The 21406-nt window shown below is 69.5% G+C and carries 14 protein-coding genes and 2 tRNA genes; 7 read left to right on the top strand and 9 right to left on the bottom strand.

The features are described from left to right. Positions 1-38 precede the first annotated feature (38 nt). The 3 genes from NHG27_RS06630 (at position 39) to NHG27_RS06620 (ending at position 3737) form a co-directional block, all read left to right on the top strand. Positions 39-704, top strand: coding sequence for a TetR/AcrR family transcriptional regulator (locus NHG27_RS06630; RefSeq protein ID WP_497015326.1), 666 nt, complete (start codon positions 39-41; stop codon positions 702-704). A 40-nt stretch (positions 705-744) separates the two neighbouring features. Then, the gene (locus tag NHG27_RS06625) at positions 745-3378 is read left to right on the top strand and encodes an MMPL family transporter (RefSeq protein WP_497015325.1); all 2634 of its coding nucleotides are present in this window, start codon (positions 745-747) and stop codon (positions 3376-3378) included. A 270-nt stretch (positions 3379-3648) separates the two neighbouring features. After that, positions 3649-3737: transfer RNA gene (locus NHG27_RS06620), tRNA-Ser, on the top strand. Between the two features lie 125 nt (positions 3738-3862). Here NHG27_RS06620 and NHG27_RS06615 read toward each other — a convergent pair. The 3 genes from NHG27_RS06615 to NHG27_RS06605 all read right to left on the bottom strand — a co-directional run bounded on the left by NHG27_RS06615 (position 3863) and on the right by NHG27_RS06605 (position 6934). Further along, positions 3863-5230: an FtsX-like permease family protein gene (locus NHG27_RS06615; RefSeq protein ID WP_193720545.1), complete on the bottom strand. Its 1368-nt coding sequence runs from the start codon at positions 5228-5230 to the stop codon at positions 3863-3865. Next, on the bottom strand, positions 5227-6072 hold the full coding sequence (locus NHG27_RS06610) for an ABC transporter ATP-binding protein (protein ID WP_497015324.1): 846 nt from the start codon (positions 6070-6072) through the stop codon (positions 5227-5229). Before NHG27_RS06610 ends, NHG27_RS06615 begins: the two co-directional genes overlap by 4 nt. A 124-nt stretch (positions 6073-6196) precedes the next feature. Further along, positions 6197-6934, bottom strand: coding sequence for a fumarylacetoacetate hydrolase family protein (locus tag NHG27_RS06605; RefSeq protein WP_497015323.1), 738 nt, complete (start codon positions 6932-6934; stop codon positions 6197-6199). A 180-nt stretch (positions 6935-7114) separates the two neighbouring features. On the opposite strand from NHG27_RS06605, the gene NHG27_RS06600 reads away from it, so the two are divergent. Continuing rightward, entirely contained in the window at positions 7115-9040 is a 1926-nt protein-coding gene (locus NHG27_RS06600; RefSeq protein ID WP_497015358.1) for a KUP/HAK/KT family potassium transporter, read from the top strand. A 191-nt stretch (positions 9041-9231) separates the two neighbouring features. Beyond that, positions 9232-9304: transfer RNA gene (locus tag NHG27_RS06595), tRNA-Arg, on the top strand. Positions 9305-9402: 98 nt separating this feature from the next. Here NHG27_RS06595 and NHG27_RS06590 read toward each other — a convergent pair. From NHG27_RS06590 to NHG27_RS06570, 5 genes are read right to left on the bottom strand one after another with little or no spacing between them, the layout of a single operon-like run. Further along, positions 9403-10623 carry a tyrosine-type recombinase/integrase gene (locus NHG27_RS06590; RefSeq protein ID WP_497015321.1) on the bottom strand — a complete coding sequence of 407 codons (1221 nt, stop codon included), beginning with the start codon at positions 10621-10623 and terminating at the stop codon, positions 9403-9405. Beyond that, positions 10620-10826 (bottom strand): helix-turn-helix domain-containing protein, encoded by a 207-nt coding sequence (locus NHG27_RS06585; RefSeq protein WP_030151131.1) that lies wholly within the window; start codon positions 10824-10826, stop codon positions 10620-10622. The genes NHG27_RS06590 and NHG27_RS06585 overlap by 4 nt, the downstream gene beginning before the upstream one ends. Positions 10827-10862: 36 nt before the next feature. Then, positions 10863-12410, bottom strand: a complete 1548-nt coding sequence (locus NHG27_RS06580; protein ID WP_497015319.1) for a replication initiator — start codon at positions 12408-12410, stop codon at positions 10863-10865. Then, the gene (locus tag NHG27_RS06575; RefSeq protein ID WP_497015318.1) at positions 12410-13900 is read right to left on the bottom strand and encodes an FtsK/SpoIIIE domain-containing protein; all 1491 of its coding nucleotides are present in this window, start codon (positions 13898-13900) and stop codon (positions 12410-12412) included. Before NHG27_RS06575 ends, NHG27_RS06580 begins: the two co-directional genes overlap by 1 nt. A gap of 52 nt (positions 13901-13952) precedes the next feature. Continuing rightward, positions 13953-14378, bottom strand: a complete 426-nt coding sequence (locus tag NHG27_RS06570) for a plasmid replication, integration and excision activator (RefSeq protein WP_497015317.1) — start codon at positions 14376-14378, stop codon at positions 13953-13955. A gap of 136 nt (positions 14379-14514) precedes the next feature. Between NHG27_RS06570 and NHG27_RS06565 the strand changes: the two genes are divergently transcribed. Together NHG27_RS06565 and NHG27_RS06560 are read left to right on the top strand one after the other, a co-directional pair. After that, complete coding sequence (locus NHG27_RS06565; protein WP_497015315.1) at positions 14515-15417, top strand: DUF5919 domain-containing protein; 903 nt, start codon at positions 14515-14517, stop codon at positions 15415-15417. Further along, on the top strand, positions 15401-16168 hold the full coding sequence (locus tag NHG27_RS06560) for an inositol monophosphatase family protein (protein WP_497015313.1): 768 nt from the start codon (positions 15401-15403) through the stop codon (positions 16166-16168). The genes NHG27_RS06565 and NHG27_RS06560 overlap by 17 nt, the downstream gene beginning before the upstream one ends. Before the next feature lie 33 nt (positions 16169-16201). On the opposite strand, the gene NHG27_RS06555 is transcribed toward NHG27_RS06560, so the two are convergent. Continuing rightward, positions 16202-21007: a DEAD/DEAH box helicase gene (locus tag NHG27_RS06555; protein WP_497015312.1), complete on the bottom strand. Its 4806-nt coding sequence runs from the start codon at positions 21005-21007 to the stop codon at positions 16202-16204. Positions 21008-21406 lie beyond the last annotated feature (399 nt).

The raw sequence follows: 21406 nt of genomic DNA, 5'->3' as shown, positions 1-21406 counted from the left end.
TGTTGCACCGGGTGCATCGATGCACTTAGCGTAGGAACATGTCCCTCCCCACGGTCGATCGTCGTGCTGCCCTCAAGGCGCGCCACCGGCGCGCGATCGTGGACGCCGCAGCCGCGTTGATCGGCGAGTCGGGGGGCACGAGCTTCTCGGTCGACGAGCTCGCAGAGCGGGCCGACGTGTCCCGGCGCACGGTCTTCAACCACTTCGCGTCGCTCGACGACGTCGTGACGGAGGTCTGCAGCGAGGTCGTCGGCGCAGCGCTCGACCGGCTCGACGCCATCGCGTCGGACGAACCGGACGAGCACGGCGGTCGTCCTGACGTTGCGCTCTTCGACGAGGTCGCCGACGCGCTGCGCTCGACCGACTTCGTGACCCCGCTGGCCTACCTGACCAGGGTGCTCGGCGACACGGGCGGCCCGTCGCCCCGGCGCGCCTACACCCTCATCAAGGTCTTCGCCGACGTCAGCATGCGCCTCACGGCCGCGCTGGCCGAGAGCCACCCCGACGCTGACCCGTTCGACGTCGAGCTCCTGATCGGGTCCCTCATGAGCGGGCTCATCGTGATCTACCTCCGCTGGGTCGACGTGACGGGTGCGGTCGACGACCCGGCCTCGCGCGAGACCTGGACGGCGCTCCTCGAACGCCTCCTCGACGCGACCAGGACCGGGCACCGGTCCGTCGCGTCGTCCCTCCGCACCCACTGACCCGTTCACCCGCGTACTCGCGCGCAACCGAAGGACTCCCATGGCTGAATTTCTCTACCGCGTCGGCCGCTGGTCGGCGCGACGCGCACGGACGGTGCTGGTCGCGTGGCTCGCGATCCTCGCCGCAGCGGGCGTGGCGTTCGCGCTCGGCGCGGGCACCCTCGCCACGACGTTCTCGATCCCCGGGACGCCCACCGCGGAGGTCACCGACCGCCTGCAGAGCGACTTCCCCGACGCCTCGGGCGGCACGGGGACGGTCGTCGTCCAGTCCGCCGACGGTGAGCCCCTCACGGCCGAGCAGGAGGAGGCCGTCGCGGGGCTGGTCACCGAGGCCTCCGAGGTCGACGGCGTCAACGCCGTCATCGACCCGTTCCAGACCGAGGCGGACCGCGCCGCGCAGCAGCAGCAGGTCGAGGACGGGCGTGCCCAGGTCGAGGCCGGGCGCGCCCAGCTCGACGCCGGACAGGCCCAGCTCGACGCGGGACGCGCGCAGCTCGAGGCCGGTCAGGCCCAGCTCGACGCCGCGCGCGCCCAGGCCGAGGCCGCGGGCATGCTCGCGCAGGCCCAGCCGCAGCTCGACGCGCAGCAGGCCCAGCTCGACGCCGGTCTCGCCGCGCTCGACGCGCAGCAGACGACCCTCGACGAGGGGCTCGCGACCCTCGAGGAGCAGAGCGCCCAGCTCGAGCAGGGTGCTGCGCTGCTCGACATGGCCGCCGAGATCCGGACGGTCTCCGAGGACGGCACCGCCGCGATCATCATGATCTCCTTCACCGACCCCCAGATGGAGATCCCGCAGGAGACCAAGGACGCGCTCGTCACGATCTTCGAGGACGAGCCCGCCGGCCTGCAGATCGACCTCTCGGCCGACATGACCATGGGCGCCCCGAGCATCATCGGTGCCGGCGAGATCGTCGGGCTCCTGGTCGCGGCGGTCGTGCTGGTCGTCATGCTCGGCACGCTGATCGGGGCCGGGCTGCCGATCCTCACGGCGCTCATCGGCGTGGGCATCGGCGCGCTGGGTGCGCTGTCCTTGTCCGGTGTCGTCGAGATGGCGTCCGTGACGCCCGTGCTCGGCCTCATGCTGGGCCTGGCCGTCGGGATCGACTACTCGCTGTTCATCGTCAACCGTCACCGCCGTCAGCTCAAGGCGGGCGACGAGCTCCACGAGTCGATCGCGCTGGCCAACGGCACCTCGGGCAACGCGGTCGTGTTCGCGGGCACCACGGTGCTCGTCGCGCTGCTCGCCCTCAACGTCACGGGCATCCCGTTCCTGGGTCTGATGGGTACGATCGGCGCGGCGTGCATCGCGATCGCGGTGCTCATCGCGGTCACGCTCACGCCCGCGCTGCTGGGCCTCGTGGGCGAGCGCATCCTCAGCAAGAAGGAGCGCGCCCAGCTCGCCGGCACGACCGGCACCGACGGCACGGCCGGCACCGCCGACACGACCGGCACCGCCGCGCAGGCCGCCGCCCCGGCAGCGGTCCCCGTGAAGCCCGTCCGCCCCATGTCGACCGGCTGGGCCGTCGTGCGCGTCGTCGTCGGGATCGCGGCGCTGCTGCTCGTGGCGCTGCCCGCGCTCGACCTGCGCCTCAACCTGCCGGACGGCTCGACCGAGCCGCACGACTCGACGCAGTACCAGGCGTACTCGACGCTCGCCGAGAAGTTCGGCGAGGGGCAGAACGGGACGCTGCTCGTCGTCGCGGACCTGCCTGCCGTCGAGGCAGGGTCCGAGACCGAGGCCATGGCTGCCCAGGTGGAGATCGCCCAGGCGCTCTTCGAGCAGGAGGACGTCGTGGCGGTCGCCCCGATCGGCACGTCCGAGGACGGCACGGTCGCGGCCTTCCAGGTCGTCCCCGCGGAGGGCCCGACGAGCGAGTCGACCGAGGAGCTCGTGCACACGCTGCGCGGGATGTCGCCGATCGACGGGACCTACGAGATCGGCGTCGCGGGCTCGGCGAGCGGCAACGTCGACATCTCGGAGAAGCTCGCGTCCGCCCTGCCGGTCTACCTCGCGGTGGTCGTGGGGCTGTCGCTGGTCATCCTGGTCCTGGTGTTCCGGTCGATCTTCGTCCCGGTCATCGCGACGCTCGGCTTCATCCTGTCGTACTTCGCCGCCCTCGGCGGGGTCGTCGCGATCTACCAGTGGGGCTGGCTGGGCGGCGTGTTCGGCGTCGAGAGCCCCGGCCCGATCCTGAACTTCCTCCCGACGATCCTCGTCGGGATCCTGTTCGGGCTCGCGATGGACTACATGCTCTTCCTCGGGTCCGGCATGCGTGAGGCGTACGCGCACGGCGCGCCCGCGCGGGTCGCGGTCGTGCAGGGCGTGCGGGCCGGGCGCTCGGTCGTGACGGCGGCGGCGATCATCATGATCGCGGTGTTCGGCGGGTTCGTGTTCTCGCACAGCGCGATGATCCGGCCCATCGGGTTCGCGCTCGCGTTCGGTGTCCTGGTCGACGCGTTCGTCATCCGGATGATGGTCGTGCCCGCGCTCATGCACCTCGCGGGCGACAAGGCGTGGTGGCTGCCGCGCTGGCTCGACAAGATCCTGCCCGACGTCGACGTGGAGGGGGCCTCGCTCGAACGTCGCCACCCCCACGCGGTGACGGGAGCCGCTGGGGCAGCCCCCGGCGCGGCGGACGACGTCGAGAAGGACGAGGCGGCCGTGCGGGGCTGACGCCGCGCACGACCTCCTGAGAGGCCCGGAGCCGCCCTCCCGTCCGGGAGGGCGGCTCCGGCTGCGTCCCGCCCGTGCTGGCCCCGGCCCGGCCCGGGCCTGTGCCGCGGCCGCGGCGTGGGGGTGCAGCGTGGTGCGTCGGTCCGGGGTGTCGACGGAGGTCTCGGGGCGTGCGGGGGCCGCGCCGACGGGCGCCCCGACGGCCCTGTTTTGCTCCCCGGTGCCCGGAGAAGGTAACCTTGCGACGCTCGGTGCCTAGCATCCGAGCATGGAGACGTCGCATAGTCAGGTCTAGTGCGCCACCCTGCTAAGGTGGTAACGGGGCAACCCGTTCGAGGGTTCAAATCCCTCCGTCTCCGCTCAGGAAGGTCCCGGCTGCGTCAGGCCCGGGGCCTTTTCTGTTGCCCGGACTCCCGCCCGTGGGTGCACGCGCACCGCGGCCCGACGACGGGACGTGCGCTCCGCCGTCGGGCACCTGCTGGGCTCAGGCCGCCACGGCCGACCGGACCACGAACCGCGACGCGGCAGCCCCGGCCAGGACGAGCCCCGAGGCCCCCGCCACGCACACCAGGAACTGCAGCACCACGTCGACGTTCGTGAACGCGTTGAGCCCGATGATCGGCGCCATGAACATCAGGGCCGCCGTCGTCGCGAGACCCACGCTCGCCGCGAGCGGGATGAGCGTCTCGCGCAGCCGGGCCTTGTCGAGCGTCCTGAGGTCGGTGCCCGCGAGGGTCAGCGCCCGGTACTCGCCGCGCTGGTCGATGACCCGCCCGGCCTGCATGACGCCCGTCGAGACCGCGGCCAGCACGCCCGCGATCGCGAGGGTCAGGAACCCGCCGGTCGTGAGGTCACCGAGGAACTGGACCTCGACCGGGTCGGTCCCCGCGCCCGGCTCGAACAGCGCGAAGATGCTCGTCAGGCCCGCGATGAACGTCGCGAGGGCGACGCCACCGACCGAGCGCCACGCGGTCTTGGGCGAGTCGACGATGCGGCGACCTGCGAGGAGCGTCGGGACCCCCTTGGCGCGGCTCGCGGTGACCCGGCCGACGACCCAGATGACGAACGGCCCGACGACGTTGAGCGTCGCGAAACCGGCCACGAGGACCAGCACGAGGATCGTGATCGCCACCGCGTCGCTGCCGAACGACACGTTGGTCGCGACGAGCATCGCGACGAACGCCAGTCCCATGCTGACCAGCCGTACGGCCTTCATGGCCGGGGGAGTCACGCGCGCCGCGACGCCCAGCGGCGTGATCGCGACCCGGCGCAACGAGACGGCGGCGGAGACCAGCGCCACGAGCACGACCCCCACCACCGCGAGCAGCAGCGCGGGGACCCCGACCCACAGCTCGGAGAGCTCGAACGTGCGGCCCTGGAAGCGGAGCTGCGCCACGAGGGGCAGCAGGGCCCCGTAGCCCACGAGCCCCAGCAGCGAACCCACGAGGGCCTGCGCGGCCGCGTCGAGGACCGTGAGCGTCGCGACCTGACCCGTGGTGGCCCCGGCCAGACGCAGCGACGCGAGGCGGGCGTCGCGGCGGGCGACCGCGAGCCGGGCGGCGGCCCCGCCCAGGGTCACGAGCGGGATGAGGAGCAGGAGCGCGGCGATCCCGGCGAAGACCGGGTACTGGACGTCGTAGGAGTCGACCCCGGACTCGATCCCCCCGATCGTCATGCCCTGCCACCCTCCCGCACGCTGCAGGAAGGCCCCCACGCCGCCCACGACGACGAGCAGGATCGCGGTCGTCGCCGCGAACGCGATGATCGCCAGGACGTTGGTGAGCCCCTGGGGGTCGCGGCTGTCGGAGCTGCGGCGGCGCAGGAGCCACCACAGGTCGAGCGTGGCCCTCATCGCGTCGCTCCGTGCGTCGTGCCGGACCGGGGCGCCTCGGGCGCACCGGGGACGCCCGGGGTGCCGCTCGCGGGGTGAGCGGCCCGGGCGGCCTGCGTGGCGCCGTCGGGCACGGGCGGTTGCGCAGCCGCCTGCTGCGCCTCCGCGAAGAACTCGCCCGAGATGCGGCCGTCGCGCATGGTGACCGTGCGCGAGCAGTAGCGGGCCACGCCTGCGTCGTGCGTGACGACGACCAGCGCGGCCCCCGACGCCCGGACGGCGGACGTGAGGACCGAGAGGACCTCGGCTCCCGTGCCCTGGTCGAGCGCGCCCGTGGGCTCGTCGGCGAACACGACGCCAGGAGACCCCACGAGCGCGCGCGCGATCGCGACGCGCTGCGCCTGACCGCCCGAGAGCTCGCCCGGTCGACGCTGCTCCATGCCCGCCAGGCCCAGGTGCGCGAGCCAGGACGCCGCGGCACGCGTCGCCTCCGCGCGGGGCGTCCCGCCCAGCATGAGGGGCAGGGCGGCGTTCTCCACCGCCGGGAGCTCGGGCAGGAGCTGGCCCGACTGGAACACGAAGCCGAAGTCCTGGCGACGCAGGGCCGTGCGACGGCCCTCGCCGAGCGTCGTGAGGTCCTCGCCCCGCCAGGACACCGTGCCCGACGTGGGCTTCAGGATGCCCGCGAGGCAGTGCAGGAGCGTCGTCTTGCCCGAGCCCGACGGGCCCATGATCGCGACGGACTCGCCGGGCGAGACCGTGAGGGAGACGCCCGCGAGGGCGTGCGTGGCGGTGTGGTCGGTGCCGTAGACCTTCATCAGCCCGGAGGCGACGAGAGGCGAGCCGGTCGGGGGAGTCGTCATACCCCCATGCTTCGCCGCGGGAGGGGTGCGCCGCGTCTGGCCACGGTGGGGACCTGCCCGACGGCGCGTCATGCCCCGGGGGGACCGGTCGCCGTCCTCGCGGCGTACCCCTTCCCGCCGCGGGTCAGGTGATCGGGTTGGTGAGCGTCCCGATGCCCTCGATCGTGATGTCGGACCGCTGCCCGGGGATGACGTGCGCCGACGTGCTGGGCGACCCCGTGAGGACCACGTCGCCCGGGCCGAGGGTCAGGTGCGAGGTCAGGTAGACGAGCTGCTCGACGACGTCCCACGCGAGGCCCGACGTCGAGGCCTCGGCCTGCGTCACGCCGTCGACCCGGACCTCGATCGCGAGGTCGTCCGGGTGCGCGAGTTCCGTCTCGATCCACGGGCCGACTGGCGTGAACCCGTCGCCGTTCTTGGACTGCGTGAACTTGTCGTCGACCGCGCTCTGCTCGTACGCCGTGACGTCGTTGCCGACGGTCCAGCCCAGGATCACGCCCGGCACCTGCTCGGGGGTGAGGTGGCGGGCCGTGCGGCCGATCACGATCGCGAGCTCGCCCTCGACCACGACCTTGCCCGCGGCGGGGTCGAGGCGCACGGGCTCGCCGGGCCCGATCACGGTGCGTGCCGACTTGGCGAACGCCTGCGGCGGGACCAGGCGGTCGGCCGGGCCGGAGTTGTGCGCCATGCCGAGCACGACGCGCGGCTCGCACGGGGTTAGGAGGCGCGCGCCGGCGACCGCGTGGGTCTCGCCCGTGCGCTCGAGGACGGGGGCGTAGTAGTCGACGACCACGGCCCAGACGTCGCCGTCCTGGACGACGGGGCGCGGGCCGGTGGGGGTGTCGATCCGAGCGAGTCTCACGGTGGGTTCCTCCGTCTGCGGTGGCCGGAAGTCGGCGCGGTGGTGCCGGCTGGACGTGAGACTACAGGAGGTATGACGTCCGATGTATCGAGCCGTGGTTGAACCGACCGACCGGCGCGACACCGAGGAGGGCGAGGTCCGCGGGCGGGCGCACCGCACGCCGCACGCCGAGGAGGCGCCATCGCACGCACAGCGCAAGGCACGTCCGCGCAGGGGAGGGCGACCGGCGCCCTCGCCCTCGTCGGCGCGCTCGGCGTCGTCTTCGGGGACATCGGCACCAGCCCCCTCTACGCAGCGGCCGCCGTCGTCACCACGGCGCGCGGGGTCGGCGTCGGCATCGACCGCACCTTCGTCTACGGCATGACCTCGACGATCCTGTGGACGCTCGTCCTCGTCGTCAGCATCCTGTACGTCCGGCTCCTCCTGCGCACCGACAACGACGGGGAAGGCGGGCTGCTCGCGCTCCTCGGCCTGCTCCGCCGCACCCTCGGCCGGACCCGCGGCGGACAGAAGGCCGCCGCCACGTTCACCGTCCTCGGCATGCTCGGGGCCGCGATGTTCCTCGGCGACAGCGTCATCACCCCCGCGATCTCCGTGCTCTCCGCCGTCGAGGGCCTCGAGGTGGTCGAACCGAGCCTGGCACGCCTCGTCGTGCCCGTGGCCGTCGCGATCCTCGCCGGGCTGTTCCTCGTCGAGAGGTTCGGCACCCGGGCCATCGGCCGGCTCTTCGGGCCCGTCATGGTGCTGTGGTTCGCCACCCTCGCGGCCTGCGGCGTCCGCGGCCTGCTCGAGACCCCCGAGATCCTCGTCGCCCTCTCACCGCACTGGGTCGTGGTCCTCTTCGCCGACCACCCCGCCGCCGCCTTCCTGTCGCTCGGCGCCGTGGTCCTGGCCGTCACCGGGGCCGAAGCCCTCTACGCCGACCTGGGGCACTTCGGCCGACGGCCCATCGCGCGCGCCTGGGCGTTCGTCGTCCTCCCCGCGCTCGCCCTGAGCTACCTCGGCCAGGGCGGGCACCTCATCGCCTCGCCCGACGCCGCCGACAACCCGTTCTTCTCGCTCGTCCCCGCACCCGTGCTCGCACCCGTCGTCGTCCTCGCGACGCTCGCGACCATCATCGCGTCCCAGGCCGTCGTCTCCGGGGCGTTCTCCGTCGTCCACCAGGGCGGCCGCCTCGGCATCCTCCCGCCGCTGCGAACCGTCCACACCTCACCGGCCAACAGCCGGCAGATCTACCTGCCGGCCGTGAACGCCCTCCTGGCCGCGGCCGTCCTACTCGTCGTCCTCAGCTTCCGGACCTCCGCCGCGCTCGCCTCCGCCTACGGCATCGCCGTCACCCTGACCATCTCCATCACCACGGTCGTCTACCTCGCCCACGCCTGGACGGCCCGACGGCGCCTCACCGGCAACGTCGTCGTCGCCGGGTCGATCCTCGTGGTCGTCCTCGTCATCCTCGCCGCGAACCTCGCCAAGATCGGCTCCGGCGGGTGGCTGCCCCTGACGATCGGCGCCCTCGTGCTCGTCGTCATGGCCACCTGGTGGACAGGGCAGCGGCACGTCCGCCGCGGGCGGCTCGCGCTCGAGACCACGGTCCAGCGCGTCGAGGATGTCCTCGCAGCCCACGGCTCCGTGACCAGGACCCGAGGGACCGCGGTCTTCCTCAGCCGGCACAGCGGGATCGTGCCGCTCGCGCTGCGGTCCATGGTGGAGCAGAACCACACCCTCCAACGGCACGTCCTCCTCGTGAGCTGGGAGACCGTCGACCGGCCCGGCGTGCCCGCCGCCGAGCGGTTCCGGGCGTCCCCCGTGGGAGACGAGGGCGTCGTCGAGATCACCGCCACCTACGGGTTCCGGGAGCACCCACGGATCGTGCGCCTGCTCGGCCAGGTCGCACGCGCCGAACCGGCGACCCTGCGCGGGGTCGACCTCGCCACCGCGACCTACTTCGTGTCCCTGTCCGTGCCCCGGCTCACCGAACGATCCACCATGCCCCGTTGGGCCCAGCGACTCTTCCTCGGCCTCTACCGGCTCGTGCCCGACCCCGTCGAGACCCTCGACCTGCCCCGCGAACGGACGATCGTGCTCGGCAGGGACCTACCGCTCTAGGCGCGGCGACGACAGGGGGCGCCCGAACGGCGGGAACCCGCGGCTGCTGGCCGCCGCGCCCTGCGCCACGGAGAGCCCGCCGAGGTGTCCTGCGTCACGAACTGGCTGGTCGGACCGTATCGGTTTGAGAATCCGGCGAAAGTCCATGTAGTCTTCTCGACGGCTGCTCAAGAGAAATCACGAGCGGCCGGGCGCCCGTAGCTCAACGGATAGAGCATCTGACTACGGATCAGAAGGTTGGGGGTTCGAATCCCTCCGGGCGCACAGTGCGCGAATCGGCGCGGTTCCTAGGAAACTAGGGGCCGCGCCTTCGTCGTTCCTGGGCTGGTTGCGGGTGCTCCCCGTCGCGTTCCCCGCCACAGTCACAGACCGCCCCGCTGGGAGTAGGCCGCCAGCGACTCCACGGCCCGGGTGAACGCGTCGTCGTGGGGCCGCGCGTAGCCGTTCGTCACTTTGATGTCCTCGTGTCCCAGGATGTCACGCACGACGTGCGGAGGGACGCCCGCAGCGAGCATGTTCGTTGCGGCCGTGGCCCGTAGATCGTGCACCCGGAGGCCCGCGAACCCGAGCCAGGCGACGAACGCAGTCCATCCCTGGACCGTCTCTCCGCTGCCCTTGGTCGCCTTGACCTTGGACTTGAGGACGTTGCCCCGGATCACGTAGCCGGTGCGCTCCGATCGGAACACCTGAGCCGACCGGGGCTGTTTGGCGAGCAGCTCGCTCAACGGGACGACCAGGTGCCTCGGGATCGGGACCAGGCGGCTCTTGCCTCCTTTGGGCGGCCCCCAGACGAGGTTGCCTTCACGCGAGTACCCGGCCGCGAGGTCGGCGTCGTCCTTCGTCATCTCGGAGACGGAACGGGTGACGTTCAGGATCCCGCGCACGAGGTCGACGTCACCTACCTGGAGTGCGGCAGTCTCGCCGTACCGGAGGCCGGCGGACCCCATGAGGTCGACCATCACCGCGTAGGGCTCACCGTTCGGGAGCGCACGGACCGCTTCGACGAGGGACGCGAGCTGCGCCGGGGTGAGCGTCATGCCGACCTTGCGCTCCTGGCGGTGGCGCTTCTCGGCGTTCGACGACGTCGCGGACCTCGCGGGGTTCGCGGAGAGCAGCCCGTCCCGGACAGCGACGCCCAACACGGCCGACAGGGCGAAGCGTGCCTGCCGCGCTGTATGGACGCTTCCGGTTCGTGCCCACTCGGCCTGCGCGCGTTCGACCTCACCGACGGAGATGTCTCCGACCTTCGTGGCGCCGAAGGTCTTGACGACGCGGGCGTTCCACCCGTCGCGGTAGTAGCTGAACGTCCGAGGTGCGAGCCGGCGACGAAGGACCGGTTCGGCACGCTCCCAGAGTCCCGAGTCGGACAACCGGGTACGTTCGAGGTCGAGGTTGCGTCCCCTGGCCGAGTCGCGCTGCTTTCGCTCCCATGCGTCGGCCTGGGCACGTGTCGAGAACTCTTCCTCGACCTCGCGGCGGGGGCCGTGCGGCGGGTAGGTCCAGACCCGGGCGCGCCACACAGTGCGGGCGCGGGGCTCCCCGTTGTCGCCCGTGTACGAGTAGACGCGCTTCTTGACGCTCACGGTGCCTGCCTCTCGCCCCGGGAGGCGATGAACGCGTCCACGTCCGACGCGAGCCACCGCCATGCCCTCCCGACCTTCCATGCGCGCGGGATCGAGCTGTGTCCGCGCCTCGCGAGGTCCTGCAACGTCGCCTCCGGAATCCGGAGAAGGGCTGCCACCTCGGCCTGCGTCAGAACGAGTGACTCGCCGGTGAGCGTGCTCATGAGCTGTTCCTTTCGTGCCTCGAACGTCTGGGTCGGCTATCGCGCCGGGTGGTGGGTCGTGTGCTGCTCCTTCCGCCACTGCGCGTACTCGCGGGCGCGTGAGGCGGCAGCGTCGGCAAGGGCCTTGTCGCCTGCCCGGGGCCAGCCTGACCCCTCGAAGGTCCAGGAGCCGACGACGAGTGTCGCTTCGTCGGCGGCCTCAGCCATGAGGCGCGCTTCGAGCTCGCGGGTGTCGAGGGTTCGACCGTCGCGTCGAGCGTCGGCCATGAGCCGCTGGAACCGATGCCGAGCACGACGCAACGCACCGAGGGTCACCGAGTAGCGCCGAGACTTGGTGGAGAAGTGCCCTCGGAATCCGAGCATCGAGGACCAGTGCCCGAGCAGTGCGTACTGGTTGGCGGAGCAGTCGCCGCACAGGCTCGGGTGCCGGTCTGCGGCTCTCTCCGAGCACTGGAAATGACAGCCGGTGAGCGCACGGGCTGCGAGCCGTCGGCAGGCCTCGGTCATGGCGGCGAGGTGGGGCCGGGGCCGGGCGGGGTCGACGCCCGCCGACTTGGTCGAGTACTTCGCCAGGTAGGCGGCGACCTGCTCGGCGGTGACGTCCTGACCAGCGTGCGCACCCCCGCGAACCTCTCGCACGTCGACCTGCTGACCCAAGCGGAGCACCCGGTCGACGTCGTCGCTGTCGACGGCGGGAGCCGTGTACCGAACGGAATCCGCGGCTGAGCGAACGGCGTCGGCCAGCGAGTCTGCCGGGATGGGGGCAGGAGAGCCGGGTCCGTCGGGCCCGTCGATGCGTACGAGGGCGTGGAAGTGGACGAGGCCGCGGGCCTGGAACTCGGCCACCTTGGCGTACTCGAGGCGCAGGTGGTTCTTCAGGCCGGATGCGGCGACGTCGAGAGCTGCGGCGAGATGTCGGCGCAGGGCGATGGTAAAGCGGCGCCACAGCTCAGGAGCGAACCACTGCCAGACAGCCGCGGAGTCCACGTCGTAGCAGTCCGGGCACAGTGGAGCGCCGACGGCGGCGTCGTCCTTCTCGTGGCGGGTCCAGCACGTCATGGACCGCCCATGCCGACAGAGCGTCGAACGGCTGCGTGGGCGGCAAGGTTGCGGCCTCTGGTCCTTCTCCCGCACACCGTGGACGGTGCCGAATGAGGGCGCCGTGAGGGTGACGAACAGGAGGGGGTTCGCTGCGACGGTTGCGGGGACGCCCTTGCCGCCGTGCAGGCCGGTCGAGATGAGCTCGAAGGTGTCGCGTGCATAGATGCGCGAGCAGGCGGGGCAGACGTCCTCGCGACGGTTGCCGCAGGGCTTGTAGAGCATCCCGAGCGGCTGGTCGGCGGAACGGAACGTCTCGACGATCTCCCCCGTCCGCGCGTTGACGACATCGGAGCGTCCGACGAGGCGGACGGGGTGGGAGCAGTTGCCGACCCGCGCGAGCGTGTCTGCGAGAGCGGGCATGGTGCGGTCGATCAGGCGTGAGGCGATGGACTGGACCTCGAACGGCCCCAGGTCTCCGAGGTCGAGAGGGGCGTCGGGGGAGTGGCCCCAGAAGCGCATGTCCACCGCCTCAGCCGTCGACATCAGGCGACCTCGGAGCCTTCGGTCGTGGTCCTGGGCGTACGGGGCTTGCGTGGCGCGCGAGGACGACGAGCGGCGCCCTCAGGCCTATCCGACTCCTGTGACCGGGAGACATCCGAGAGCCCGGGCGCGACTGTGGGTGCGTCCTCGGGCAGCGGCGGTGCGGGCGGCGCTGGATAGGTGGCGGCGACCATGCGGATGAAGTCGTCTGCCCAGAAGTCGGCGCGGACCCGCTGGACGAAGCCATCGTCGGAAAGGGCGTACCCGGTCCCCGGCATGGTGCGGGGAATGTGGTGTGCGGGGGCGTCAGAGGCCATGCCGTCCCCGAGGACCATCCGAGTCTCAGCGGCGGAGGCCAGGCGCAGGGCGATGGTCTGCGTGAACAGGTCGCGCATGCCGACCGTCTCCTTGCGGGGGTCCTGCACGAATGCGACGACGATGACGCCGAACGCGCGCCCCTGCGTCAAGATGAGCTTGAGGAGGCTGGCAGCCTCGTTGACGACTTCCTTCGAGGCGTAGGCAGTGAGCACGGCGAGCTCATCGATCATCAGGACATGCACCGGGTCCCCCGGGGTCGGCTCGAACTGCCGGGTCAGCCCACGCATGAGCCGCTGCCGTTCGACGATCACACGATGCAGAGCTCGTAGGAGGCGGACGGCGTCGTCCTCACGCATCGCGACGCGGGAGAACATCGGCGCGCCGACGGCGACCTCGACGCCGCCCTTGAGGTCGATGCCCCAGAGGTTGACCACGCCAGCGTGCGCGGCAGGAGCGAGGTTGCCCGCGACGCCCCAGAAGAGCGAGCCCTTCCCCGAGCCGGTGCGGCCGACGACAAGCGTGTGCCGTCCGCTGAGGTCGAGACGCCACCGCTGCCCGTCCGAGCACCGCCCGAGGGTAACGGCGCACGTCTCGACCCGTACCGGGATGGTCGGGAAGGTGGGGACGTCGAGCAGCTCGCGCATCGTGAGGACGAGCTCGACCCACCCCGCACCGAGTCGGCGGGTCTCGACGGACTGAGCGCCGAAGGCGGTGGCGATCGCCTCCGCAGCTTCGGTGACGTCGTCGGCCGTCTGCCCGATGCGAGCACGGATCTGGAGGGACAAGGTGTTCTCGGACGCACGGACGCGCTGCAACCGGGGAATCACGCGGGGCTCGTCGCCCCGAGGGGTCGACGCCAGGCCGCAGCGCTCGGCAACCAGGACCCAGTTGCGCCGAGCCTTGCGTCGCCACCTGCGGCGTCGGATCGGTCCGCCGAGCACCGCGTCATAGGTGAGTGGGTGGACCGCGAACCACACGGCCCGAACGAGCGAGAAGGCCGGGAGGCTCCACAGCACCGCGTAGCCAGCGACGGTGTGCGAGCCGAGCAAGAGGACGTTGCCCAGCACGACGCAGGCCAGCAGCAGCCGCCAGGACCGCAGAGTCCAGGCGATCAGGTGCCAGACCACGCCCACGACCTGTCGGGTGACGACCCACGTCGTACTGAGCGCGTCCATCACGCCACCGCCGGCTCAGACGAGTCGATCGCGTTCGTGATCGGTGCAGACATCATGCCGCGTCCTTCGAGTCGGACGCCTTGCCGGCCTGTCCCGGGGTGACGAAGCCCTGTGCGCGGAAGGACCATGCGATCCGGGGCCGGCTCCCCGCGTCGTCGACGTACGGGAGGGCCGTGAGGCCCACGAACTCCACCGGCGTCCACGGCAGGGGCGAGGTGTTCTTCGGCGGCACCGGCTGCACCTCGGCGGCGAACTTGACCGAGACGCCGATCTCGCGTCGGCCGGCGTCCGCGTCGGCATCGATGACCGTGCACTGCCACATCGGCAGGCCGCTCTCCTTGTCTCGCTGCTGGGGGCGCGAGCCGTCCGCGCGCTTCTCGGCCTGGAAGTCCGCGACGGGCTCGACGAGTCCATGCAGGAACGCGCCGTTCGGGAAGACGAGACCGTGGGCCACGGGGAAACGCTTGGCGATAGCCACTTCAACCAACTCCATTCGCATGTGGAGCGCGCCAGTCGCTGCTCCTGCGACCAACTACACACTCGGACGAGTCGCGTGTCAAGCGATTGACGCGATGTCTCTCGCGCGTCAGGCGAATCGTGCGAGAATCGACAGCATGAGTACGACATGGGACACAGTGGTGCGAGAGGTGCTTGACCATGCCCGCCGAGCGGCCGGCGGCGGGGCAGCTCTCGCCCTGGCGTTGCGTTCGGCCGACGTCGGTCCTGAGTCGGGTACGTACTCGGAGTCGGCCGTCAGCAACTGGATCAAGGGACGCGCGCGGCCCCCCGCAGACGTTGTCCTCGCCGCTGCGTCTCTCTACGGACTGTCGCTCGACTCCCGGCTTGGACTCGCACCGGGGGTGGAAGGGGAGGGGGCCGGCGATGTTGCGGAGCTGCGCGGCGCTCTCCAGCGACTTGAGAAGCTCGTGTACGAGCGCCTGACCCCGCCAACCGACGACGCGACGTTCTCAACGCGCGATGTACGAGGTGTCTTTCCGACCAGGTCGGAAGCGCAGGCGGCGATGCCCGTTCTGCGGACGCTCGCGACGTCGGAGCATGTCGACGCGATGGGACTGAGCCTCAACGCGCTCTGTCAGGGAGTGTCTGATGTGACGCTCGCGGAGCTCGTGGAGAACGGTCTGACCTTGCGGTGCTTGTTCCTTGACCCGAACGGCGCGGCGACAGCGGCACGGGAGGTCGAAGAGGAGCAGCCAGCTGGGCACTTGGCGGAGCTCACGCGCGCGAACATGTTGGCCGTCGCACGTCTTCGGAAGCGGCTGTCGTCCGAGGCCAGGGGGCGCGTGCAGGTCCGCACTTACGACGAGCCCGTGCGGTTCAACATCGCGCGGTTCGATGGAACCCGCGCCGTTGTGCAGCCGTACCTGCCGCGCCTTCGCGGACTGGACGCACCCACCTTCCTGATCGAGGCCGACGACGCGCACCCGCACGGCCTCTTCCCGATCTTCGAGGCGATCTTCGACGAGACATGGGAGCGCGCTGATGTTGTCAGCGACTGAGCGGGCGGCTGACGCGGCGATCGACCTCGCGCTCTCGCTCCTGGGTGCGGGTGAAACGGGGGAGCGCGTCTACAAGACTGACCGCGACTTCGCCACTGCCACCGACTTTGCGATCGAGGACGCCGTCCGGGAGCTGCTCGCCCGCGAGACGCCCGACATCGGTTTCCTCGGGGAGGAGCGCGGACATACCGGAGATCGTGAGCAGTACTGGTGCCTCGACCCGATTGACGGGACCACCAACTTCTCGCGCGGCTTGCCGAACTACGGTGTGTCGCTCGCGCTGATCGAGGCCGGTGACCCTGTCTTCGGCACCATCGCGCTACCAGCGCACAGCGAGCGGTACGTCACCCGGGACGGTGTGGCGTTGCTCAACGAACGGTCCATCCGGGTAGCCGACACGTCGGACCTCTCCGATGCGATCGTCTCGTTCGGCGACTTCGCCACTGGCCCAGGCAGTCAGGTGAAGAACGCCCGTCGCCTCGCGACGCTCGACAACCTCGCTACTTCTGTCGGACGGATCCGGATGCTCGGCTCAGCCGCGACAGACCTAGCTTGGCTGGCGGCTGGCCGCCTTGACGCGGTCGTCATCGACGCCAACCGCACATGGGACGTCGCCGCAGGAATCGCCCTCGCACGCGCGGTGGGCGCATTCGTGAGCCACATTGACGGAAGCTCCTACACGATCGCCGGGCGGGATCTTCTTGTTGCTGGACCAGGGCTGCACAGCGCCCTTGTGGACATCCTCTCGTAGCGGGGCGGTCTCGCAACGAGTTGTGGCTCGCCATCAGGTGAAGTCCACCTGAGGCAGTGCCTTGACGATCCTGACCGTCTCGACGCTGACCGTGACGATCTTGGCGACGAGGTCGAGGACATAGCGGGGCTGCCCGGTTTCGCGGGACCAGTCGTTGGGGTTGTTGACGATGCCCGATGCCTTGTCGGTCTTGACTTGGTAGCGGTCGATGAGCCACTCGATCGCGGACCGGGAGCCGAGCATGTACTCGTGCGCAGCGTCCGGGATCCCCGCGACGGTGATGCGCGAGTTGTAGACGAGGGTCGACTTGTCAGCCTTCGCCTTCCACTTCATCTTCTCGACCCGGTAGGTCGCGTACGGATCGGCTGGAGCCACCGGCTCGCCGGTGATGGTGAGGTCGTAGGGCGCGGCGTCCTCGTAGTTGATGTGCAGGTTGATGAGGTGCCGGCCGGCATCGACGAAAGCGGCGAAGTGCTCGGCTGGGACCTTCGGGATGCGCGGCAGGGTGCGCTTGAGGTCCGCGGCGAACTGGGTGCGGTAGTCGGTTGAGTGCAGGAGCGCGTAGACGTAGACGAAGATGTCGTCCTTCGTCACCTCGGTTCCGTAGGTGGCCCGATACTCAGCCAGGCCGCTGTCCGTGATGTTGTCGATGCGCCGGTAGCCGTCGACCACGTCCATCTCGTCGAAAGTGAGCTGACCGTTCTCAACGGGTTCGTAGGTGTAGCGAGCAATGAACTGGCCACCCTCCGACCCCCAGTAGTTCAGATCAGGGATGGCATCGACGGCATGAAGGCTAAATGGCTTCGTGGCGCCCAGACCGCTGATGTAGAACCCATGGTTCGGGTGCGCCGGGGTCGGGAAGAGTTGGTTCAGGCGGTAGACCATGTCGTTGAGTTCACGGTCGAACCAGACGCGCTGGCGGGTAAATGGCCGGTAAGCGGACACCCGGCGGGCACCCTCTCGGAGCTGGTAGTGCCGCCCTCGCGCGAGCTGGCTCTTGTCAGCACGGTTCCAGCTGATCTTCGTGGGGTCGGTGTTGATGAAGGCGGCGACGTGGGCCGCGGGATCGGTCAGTGCCTGCGTTCTGACCAGTGCCGCGAAGTCGTTGACCTGGCTGTTGTAGAAGTCGACCATCCGACTGACGTTCGCGGCCAGTTCGGAGCTGGAGTAGTTATAGACCCAGGCGTCGCGGTTCGTCTTGAGCCCTCCTGACAGGACACTGAGGACAGCCGGCGTCCCGTCCTTGGTGGCGATGGGGGTGTAGGTGTCGAAGACCTCGGTGCGTTGGTTGGTCCAGTCGCCCTGGTCGTTGGGGGTGATGTTCTGCCACTCCAGCGTTTCGACTGAAGACATCGCGACGATTTCCAATTTTTCATCGCGCTTCAGGAAGTTGCCGATGCTCCGATAATGTACGACTTCCGCCGGTGGTCGATTCGGGTTCTTTACAAGGAAAGTGACGGCGACGGTAGCTTGACTGCCTGCGCCAAATACCTGGCCACCCTCTTCCTTCCAATTTGCAGCACGCATGTTCCCGCGCATGTTGAGTATATAGATCGACGTAAACTCGTCGATGAGAGTTTTCCTCAGCCCATCCGCTGCTGTCCCGTCTATGAAGCCGCCGTTGGTGACGAAGCCGATTACGCCGGACTCGCCGATCCGGTCTGATGCCCAGCGGATGGCGCGGATGTAGGAGTCGTAGAGGGAGTTCTTGTTTGTCGCGCTCGAACGCTTCGCATAGGTGGTTTCGATGGAGGCGTCGAGGGTGGGGTACTTAAGATTAGCGTTGTTGTCATTTGCTGATGTCTGCCCAGATGAATAGGGTGGGTTGCCGATGATGACGCGGATGTCGAGGGCTTTTTGGGCCAGGACGCGGGCGTTGTTGTTGGTGAACACGAGGCCGTCGTCGAGGTCGCCGTCTTCGGTCATCTGGAAGGTGTCGGTGAGGACGATGCCGTCGAACGGTGTGTAGGCGGGGTCGCCGGCGTCGTGGGTGAGGTCGTGGAAGGTCGTCTCGATGTTGATGGCCGCGATGTAGTACGCGAGGAGCATGAGCTCGTTGGCGTGCAGCTCGGAGGCGTACTTGCGGGCGAGGTCTTCGGGGGTGATGAGCCCGGACTGCAGGAGGCGGACGATGAACGTGCCGGTCCCGGTGAAGGGGTCCAGGACGTGCACGCCTTCCCCGGACAGGGACGTGCCGAACTCCTCGCGCAGGAGGTGGTCGACGGAGCGGATGATGAAGTCGACGACGGGCACGGGGGTGTAGACGATGCCCAGGGCTTCGGCTGCGCGGGGGAAGGCGAGCTTGAAGAACTTCTCGTAGAGGTCGGTGATGATGCGTTGCTTGCCTTCGGCGTTGTCGATGCCGGCGGCGCGCTGGCGCACGGAGTCGTAGAACTTCTCCAGCGAGGCGGTTTCGGCCTCGAGGTTGGCCCCTTCGAGGGTGTCGAGCATCCCTTGCATGACCAGGGAGACGGGGTTGTGCTCAGTGAAGGCGTGGTCTTCGAACAGGGCGTCGAAGACGGGCTTGGTGATCAGGTGCTGGGAGAGCATGTCGATCGCGTCGTCGCGGCTGATCGACTCGTTGAGGTTGGCGCGCAGCGCGGTGAGGAACTGGGCGAACCTGTCGGCGACGTCGGGGGAGTCGAGGAGGCCGAGCAGGCGGGCGCGGTGCTGCTCAGCGATCTTGGCGACGTCCTTGGCCCAGTCTTCCCAGTAGCGTCGGGAGCCGACCTTCGTGACGATCTTGGCGTAGATCGCATCACGCCACTGATCGAGGGCGGCCAGATCGAACATCCCCTGGACGTGGCCGGGCTCGGTGGTATCGCCCTTGGTGGTCTGGTCGTCGCGGTCGGTGGGGCCGCCGCCGACGCCGATGATCTGGATGCGTTCGTCGCGGGCCTTGTTCAGGTCGATCTTGTTGACCATCGCGTCGAAGCGCTCGTCGTGCGCGCGCAGGGCCTGCAGGACTTCCCACACGACCTTGTACTTCTCGTTGTCGCGTAGCGCGTCCTCGGGGGTCATGCCCGCGGGAATGCCGATGGGCAAGATGATGTACCCGTACTTCTTGCCCGGGGCCAGGCGCATGACGCGGCCCACGGACTGCACGACGTCGACCACGGACTTGCGCGGGTTGAGGAACATGACCGCGTCCAGGGCCGGGACGTCCACGCCTTCGGACAGGCAGCGGGCGTTGGACAGGATGCGGGCCTGGTCGGGCGGGGTCTGGGCCTTGAGCCAGTCGAGCTCAGCGTTGCGCTGGAGGATGTTGTACGTGCCATCGACGTGGTGGGCGTCGGTCATCAGCTGAATGACCCCGTCCTCGCGCTCTTCGTCGGTCAGCGGGTTGTTGTGGGTGTACTCCACGACGATCTGCTCGAACATGTCCGCGAACTGCTTCGAGCTCTTGATGTCCCGGGCGAACGCCACCGCCCGGCGCATCGGGGCCGGGTCGGTCTCGAAGCCGTGCTCGGAGCGCCCGCGCTTGGCCAGGCCGTTCCAGCACCCCACGATCTTGGCGACGTCGTCGAGCTTGAGCTCGCCATGCTCGGCGAACTGGTTCTGGAACGTGCGTGAAACCGAGCCCTCATCGACCGCTAGGACCAGGACCTTGTAGTCGGTGAGCAGGCTGCGTGAGACCGCCTCGCCAAACCCGAGGCGGTGCAGCTCAGGCCCGTAGAGTCGTTCGTCGTCCATCGAGGCGAGCAATGCCTGGGAATCGCCGGCCTTGGTCTTAGACGCCTCGTCGTAGATGCGCGGGGTCGCGGTCATGTACAGGCGCTTGGACGCGGTGATGTAGGACGCGTCATGCACCCGGGTGAACGCGGACTCGTCGGTGCCTGCCAGGGTCGCTCCAGTGGTGCGGTGCGCCTCGTCGCAGATGATCAGGTCGAAGTCACCCGACCCGGCCTTCTGGGCCTGTGCGACCACGTCGATCGACTGGTAGGTGGAGAACACGACCGTGATGCGCCCCTGACCGGCCGCCTCGTCACTGAGCCGGGCCGCGAGCTTGGCCGGGTTGGTCGTGGACGGGTGCGCCAGGTCGACGGAGGAGATGTCCTCCGAGGCGTTCGCGGACTTCTTGCCGACTTTGACGTCCGAGCAGACCGCGAACGTGCGCAGGGAGTGCTCGGCCTCGATCGACCACTCACGCAACGACTGCGACAGCAACGCGATCGAGGGGACCAGGAACAACACTTTGCCGCCGAGGGGCACGAGGTCCTCGACGATCTTGAGCGACGTGAACGTCTTGCCCGTCCCGCACGCCATGATCAGTTTGCCGCGATCCCCCGTGGCCAGTCCCGCACGGACTGCCTCGAGGGCCTCGACCTGGTGGGCGCGCAGCTGCTTGCGGCCCTTGACCTCCATGACCTCGGGGGTCTCCAGGTCGAACTGCGACCAGTCGATGCTCGACTCCGCCAGGTCCATGAACCGCAACCGCTCCACGGGAATCTGCTGGTCGTGGATCGCGGCCTCAGCGTTGGGACCCCACTGGTCAGTGGTGGAGACCACGATCCGGCCCCGGAACGGGTTCTTGCCCGACTCCGATAAGAAGGAGTCGATGTGCTGCTTGTAGAGCGTGGACCCTGGGTCGAAGAACTTGCACTGGATCGCCACCGCATCGCCGGTCTCGCGCTCGATCGCGACCAGATCAACGCCGTTGTCCTTCGCCCCTGCCCGCTGCGGCCAGTCCATCCACATGAACACCTCAGAGAACCGCTGAGCGTAGACGACATCAGTCTTGAAGTACTGAAGCATCATCCGCTCGAACCTGTCGCCCTTGTCCCGCTCATCAGTAGCCGAGTAGTAGAGCTTGTCGAGGATGTCTTCCACAGAGGTCACCAGCGAAACTCTAGCCACTCGGCAAGTGCTCCCCGGCCATACGGTCCCGCAACGCCCCGCTGCAACGGGTGAATCCTCAGCACCCACACACTCCGGGCCAGTCAACGTGTGTACGACGTTGTCGACGCTGTGAGAACTTTCCCTACTGACTCAAGCGCGCGGCTTCGCCGCGCGGGCGACCTCCCGGGTGGGCCGGCGCCGCAGGACCCCGCGCTCCTCTCGCAAGCTCGCTGCGCGCACCCCGCGTCGCCGGCCCACCCGTCCAGCCGCCACGACGAAGGGCGGTCCCGTGTCATTCCGGGACCGCCCTCATGTCGTCGCTGGTTGCCGACACCGTCGTCGTACCGTCCGGCTCCGCACCGACAGCCGAGCATCCGGCCGTCTCCGCCCTGCGTCCAG

Source organism: Oerskovia sp. 140933 (assembly GCF_059651515.1).
Note: the sequence above shows the minus strand (reverse complement) of the source record. Positions and strands in the feature narration are given on the sequence as shown.

Excerpts from the sequence above, each read along its gene's own strand:
- NHG27_RS06630 (WP_497015326.1), top strand. The coding sequence starts at position 39 with ATGTCCCTCCCCACGGTCGATCGTCGTGCTGCCCTCAAGGCGCGCCAC.
- NHG27_RS06625 (WP_497015325.1), top strand. The coding sequence starts at position 745 with ATGGCTGAATTTCTCTACCGCGTCGGCCGCTGGTCGGCGCGACGCGCA.
- NHG27_RS06615 (WP_193720545.1), bottom strand. The coding sequence starts at position 5,230 with ATGAGGGCCACGCTCGACCTGTGGTGGCTCCTGCGCCGCCGCAGCTCC.
- NHG27_RS06610 (WP_497015324.1), bottom strand. The coding sequence starts at position 6,072 with ATGACGACTCCCCCGACCGGCTCGCCTCTCGTCGCCTCCGGGCTGATG.
- NHG27_RS06585 (WP_030151131.1), bottom strand. The coding sequence starts at position 10,826 with ATGAGCACGCTCACCGGCGAGTCACTCGTTCTGACGCAGGCCGAGGTG.
- NHG27_RS06580 (WP_497015319.1), bottom strand. The coding sequence starts at position 12,410 with ATGTCGACGGCTGAGGCGGTGGACATGCGCTTCTGGGGCCACTCCCCC.
- NHG27_RS06575 (WP_497015318.1), bottom strand. The coding sequence starts at position 13,900 with ATGGACGCGCTCAGTACGACGTGGGTCGTCACCCGACAGGTCGTGGGC.
- NHG27_RS06565 (WP_497015315.1), top strand. The coding sequence starts at position 14,515 with ATGAGTACGACATGGGACACAGTGGTGCGAGAGGTGCTTGACCATGCC.
- NHG27_RS06560 (WP_497015313.1), top strand. The coding sequence starts at position 15,401 with ATGTTGTCAGCGACTGAGCGGGCGGCTGACGCGGCGATCGACCTCGCG.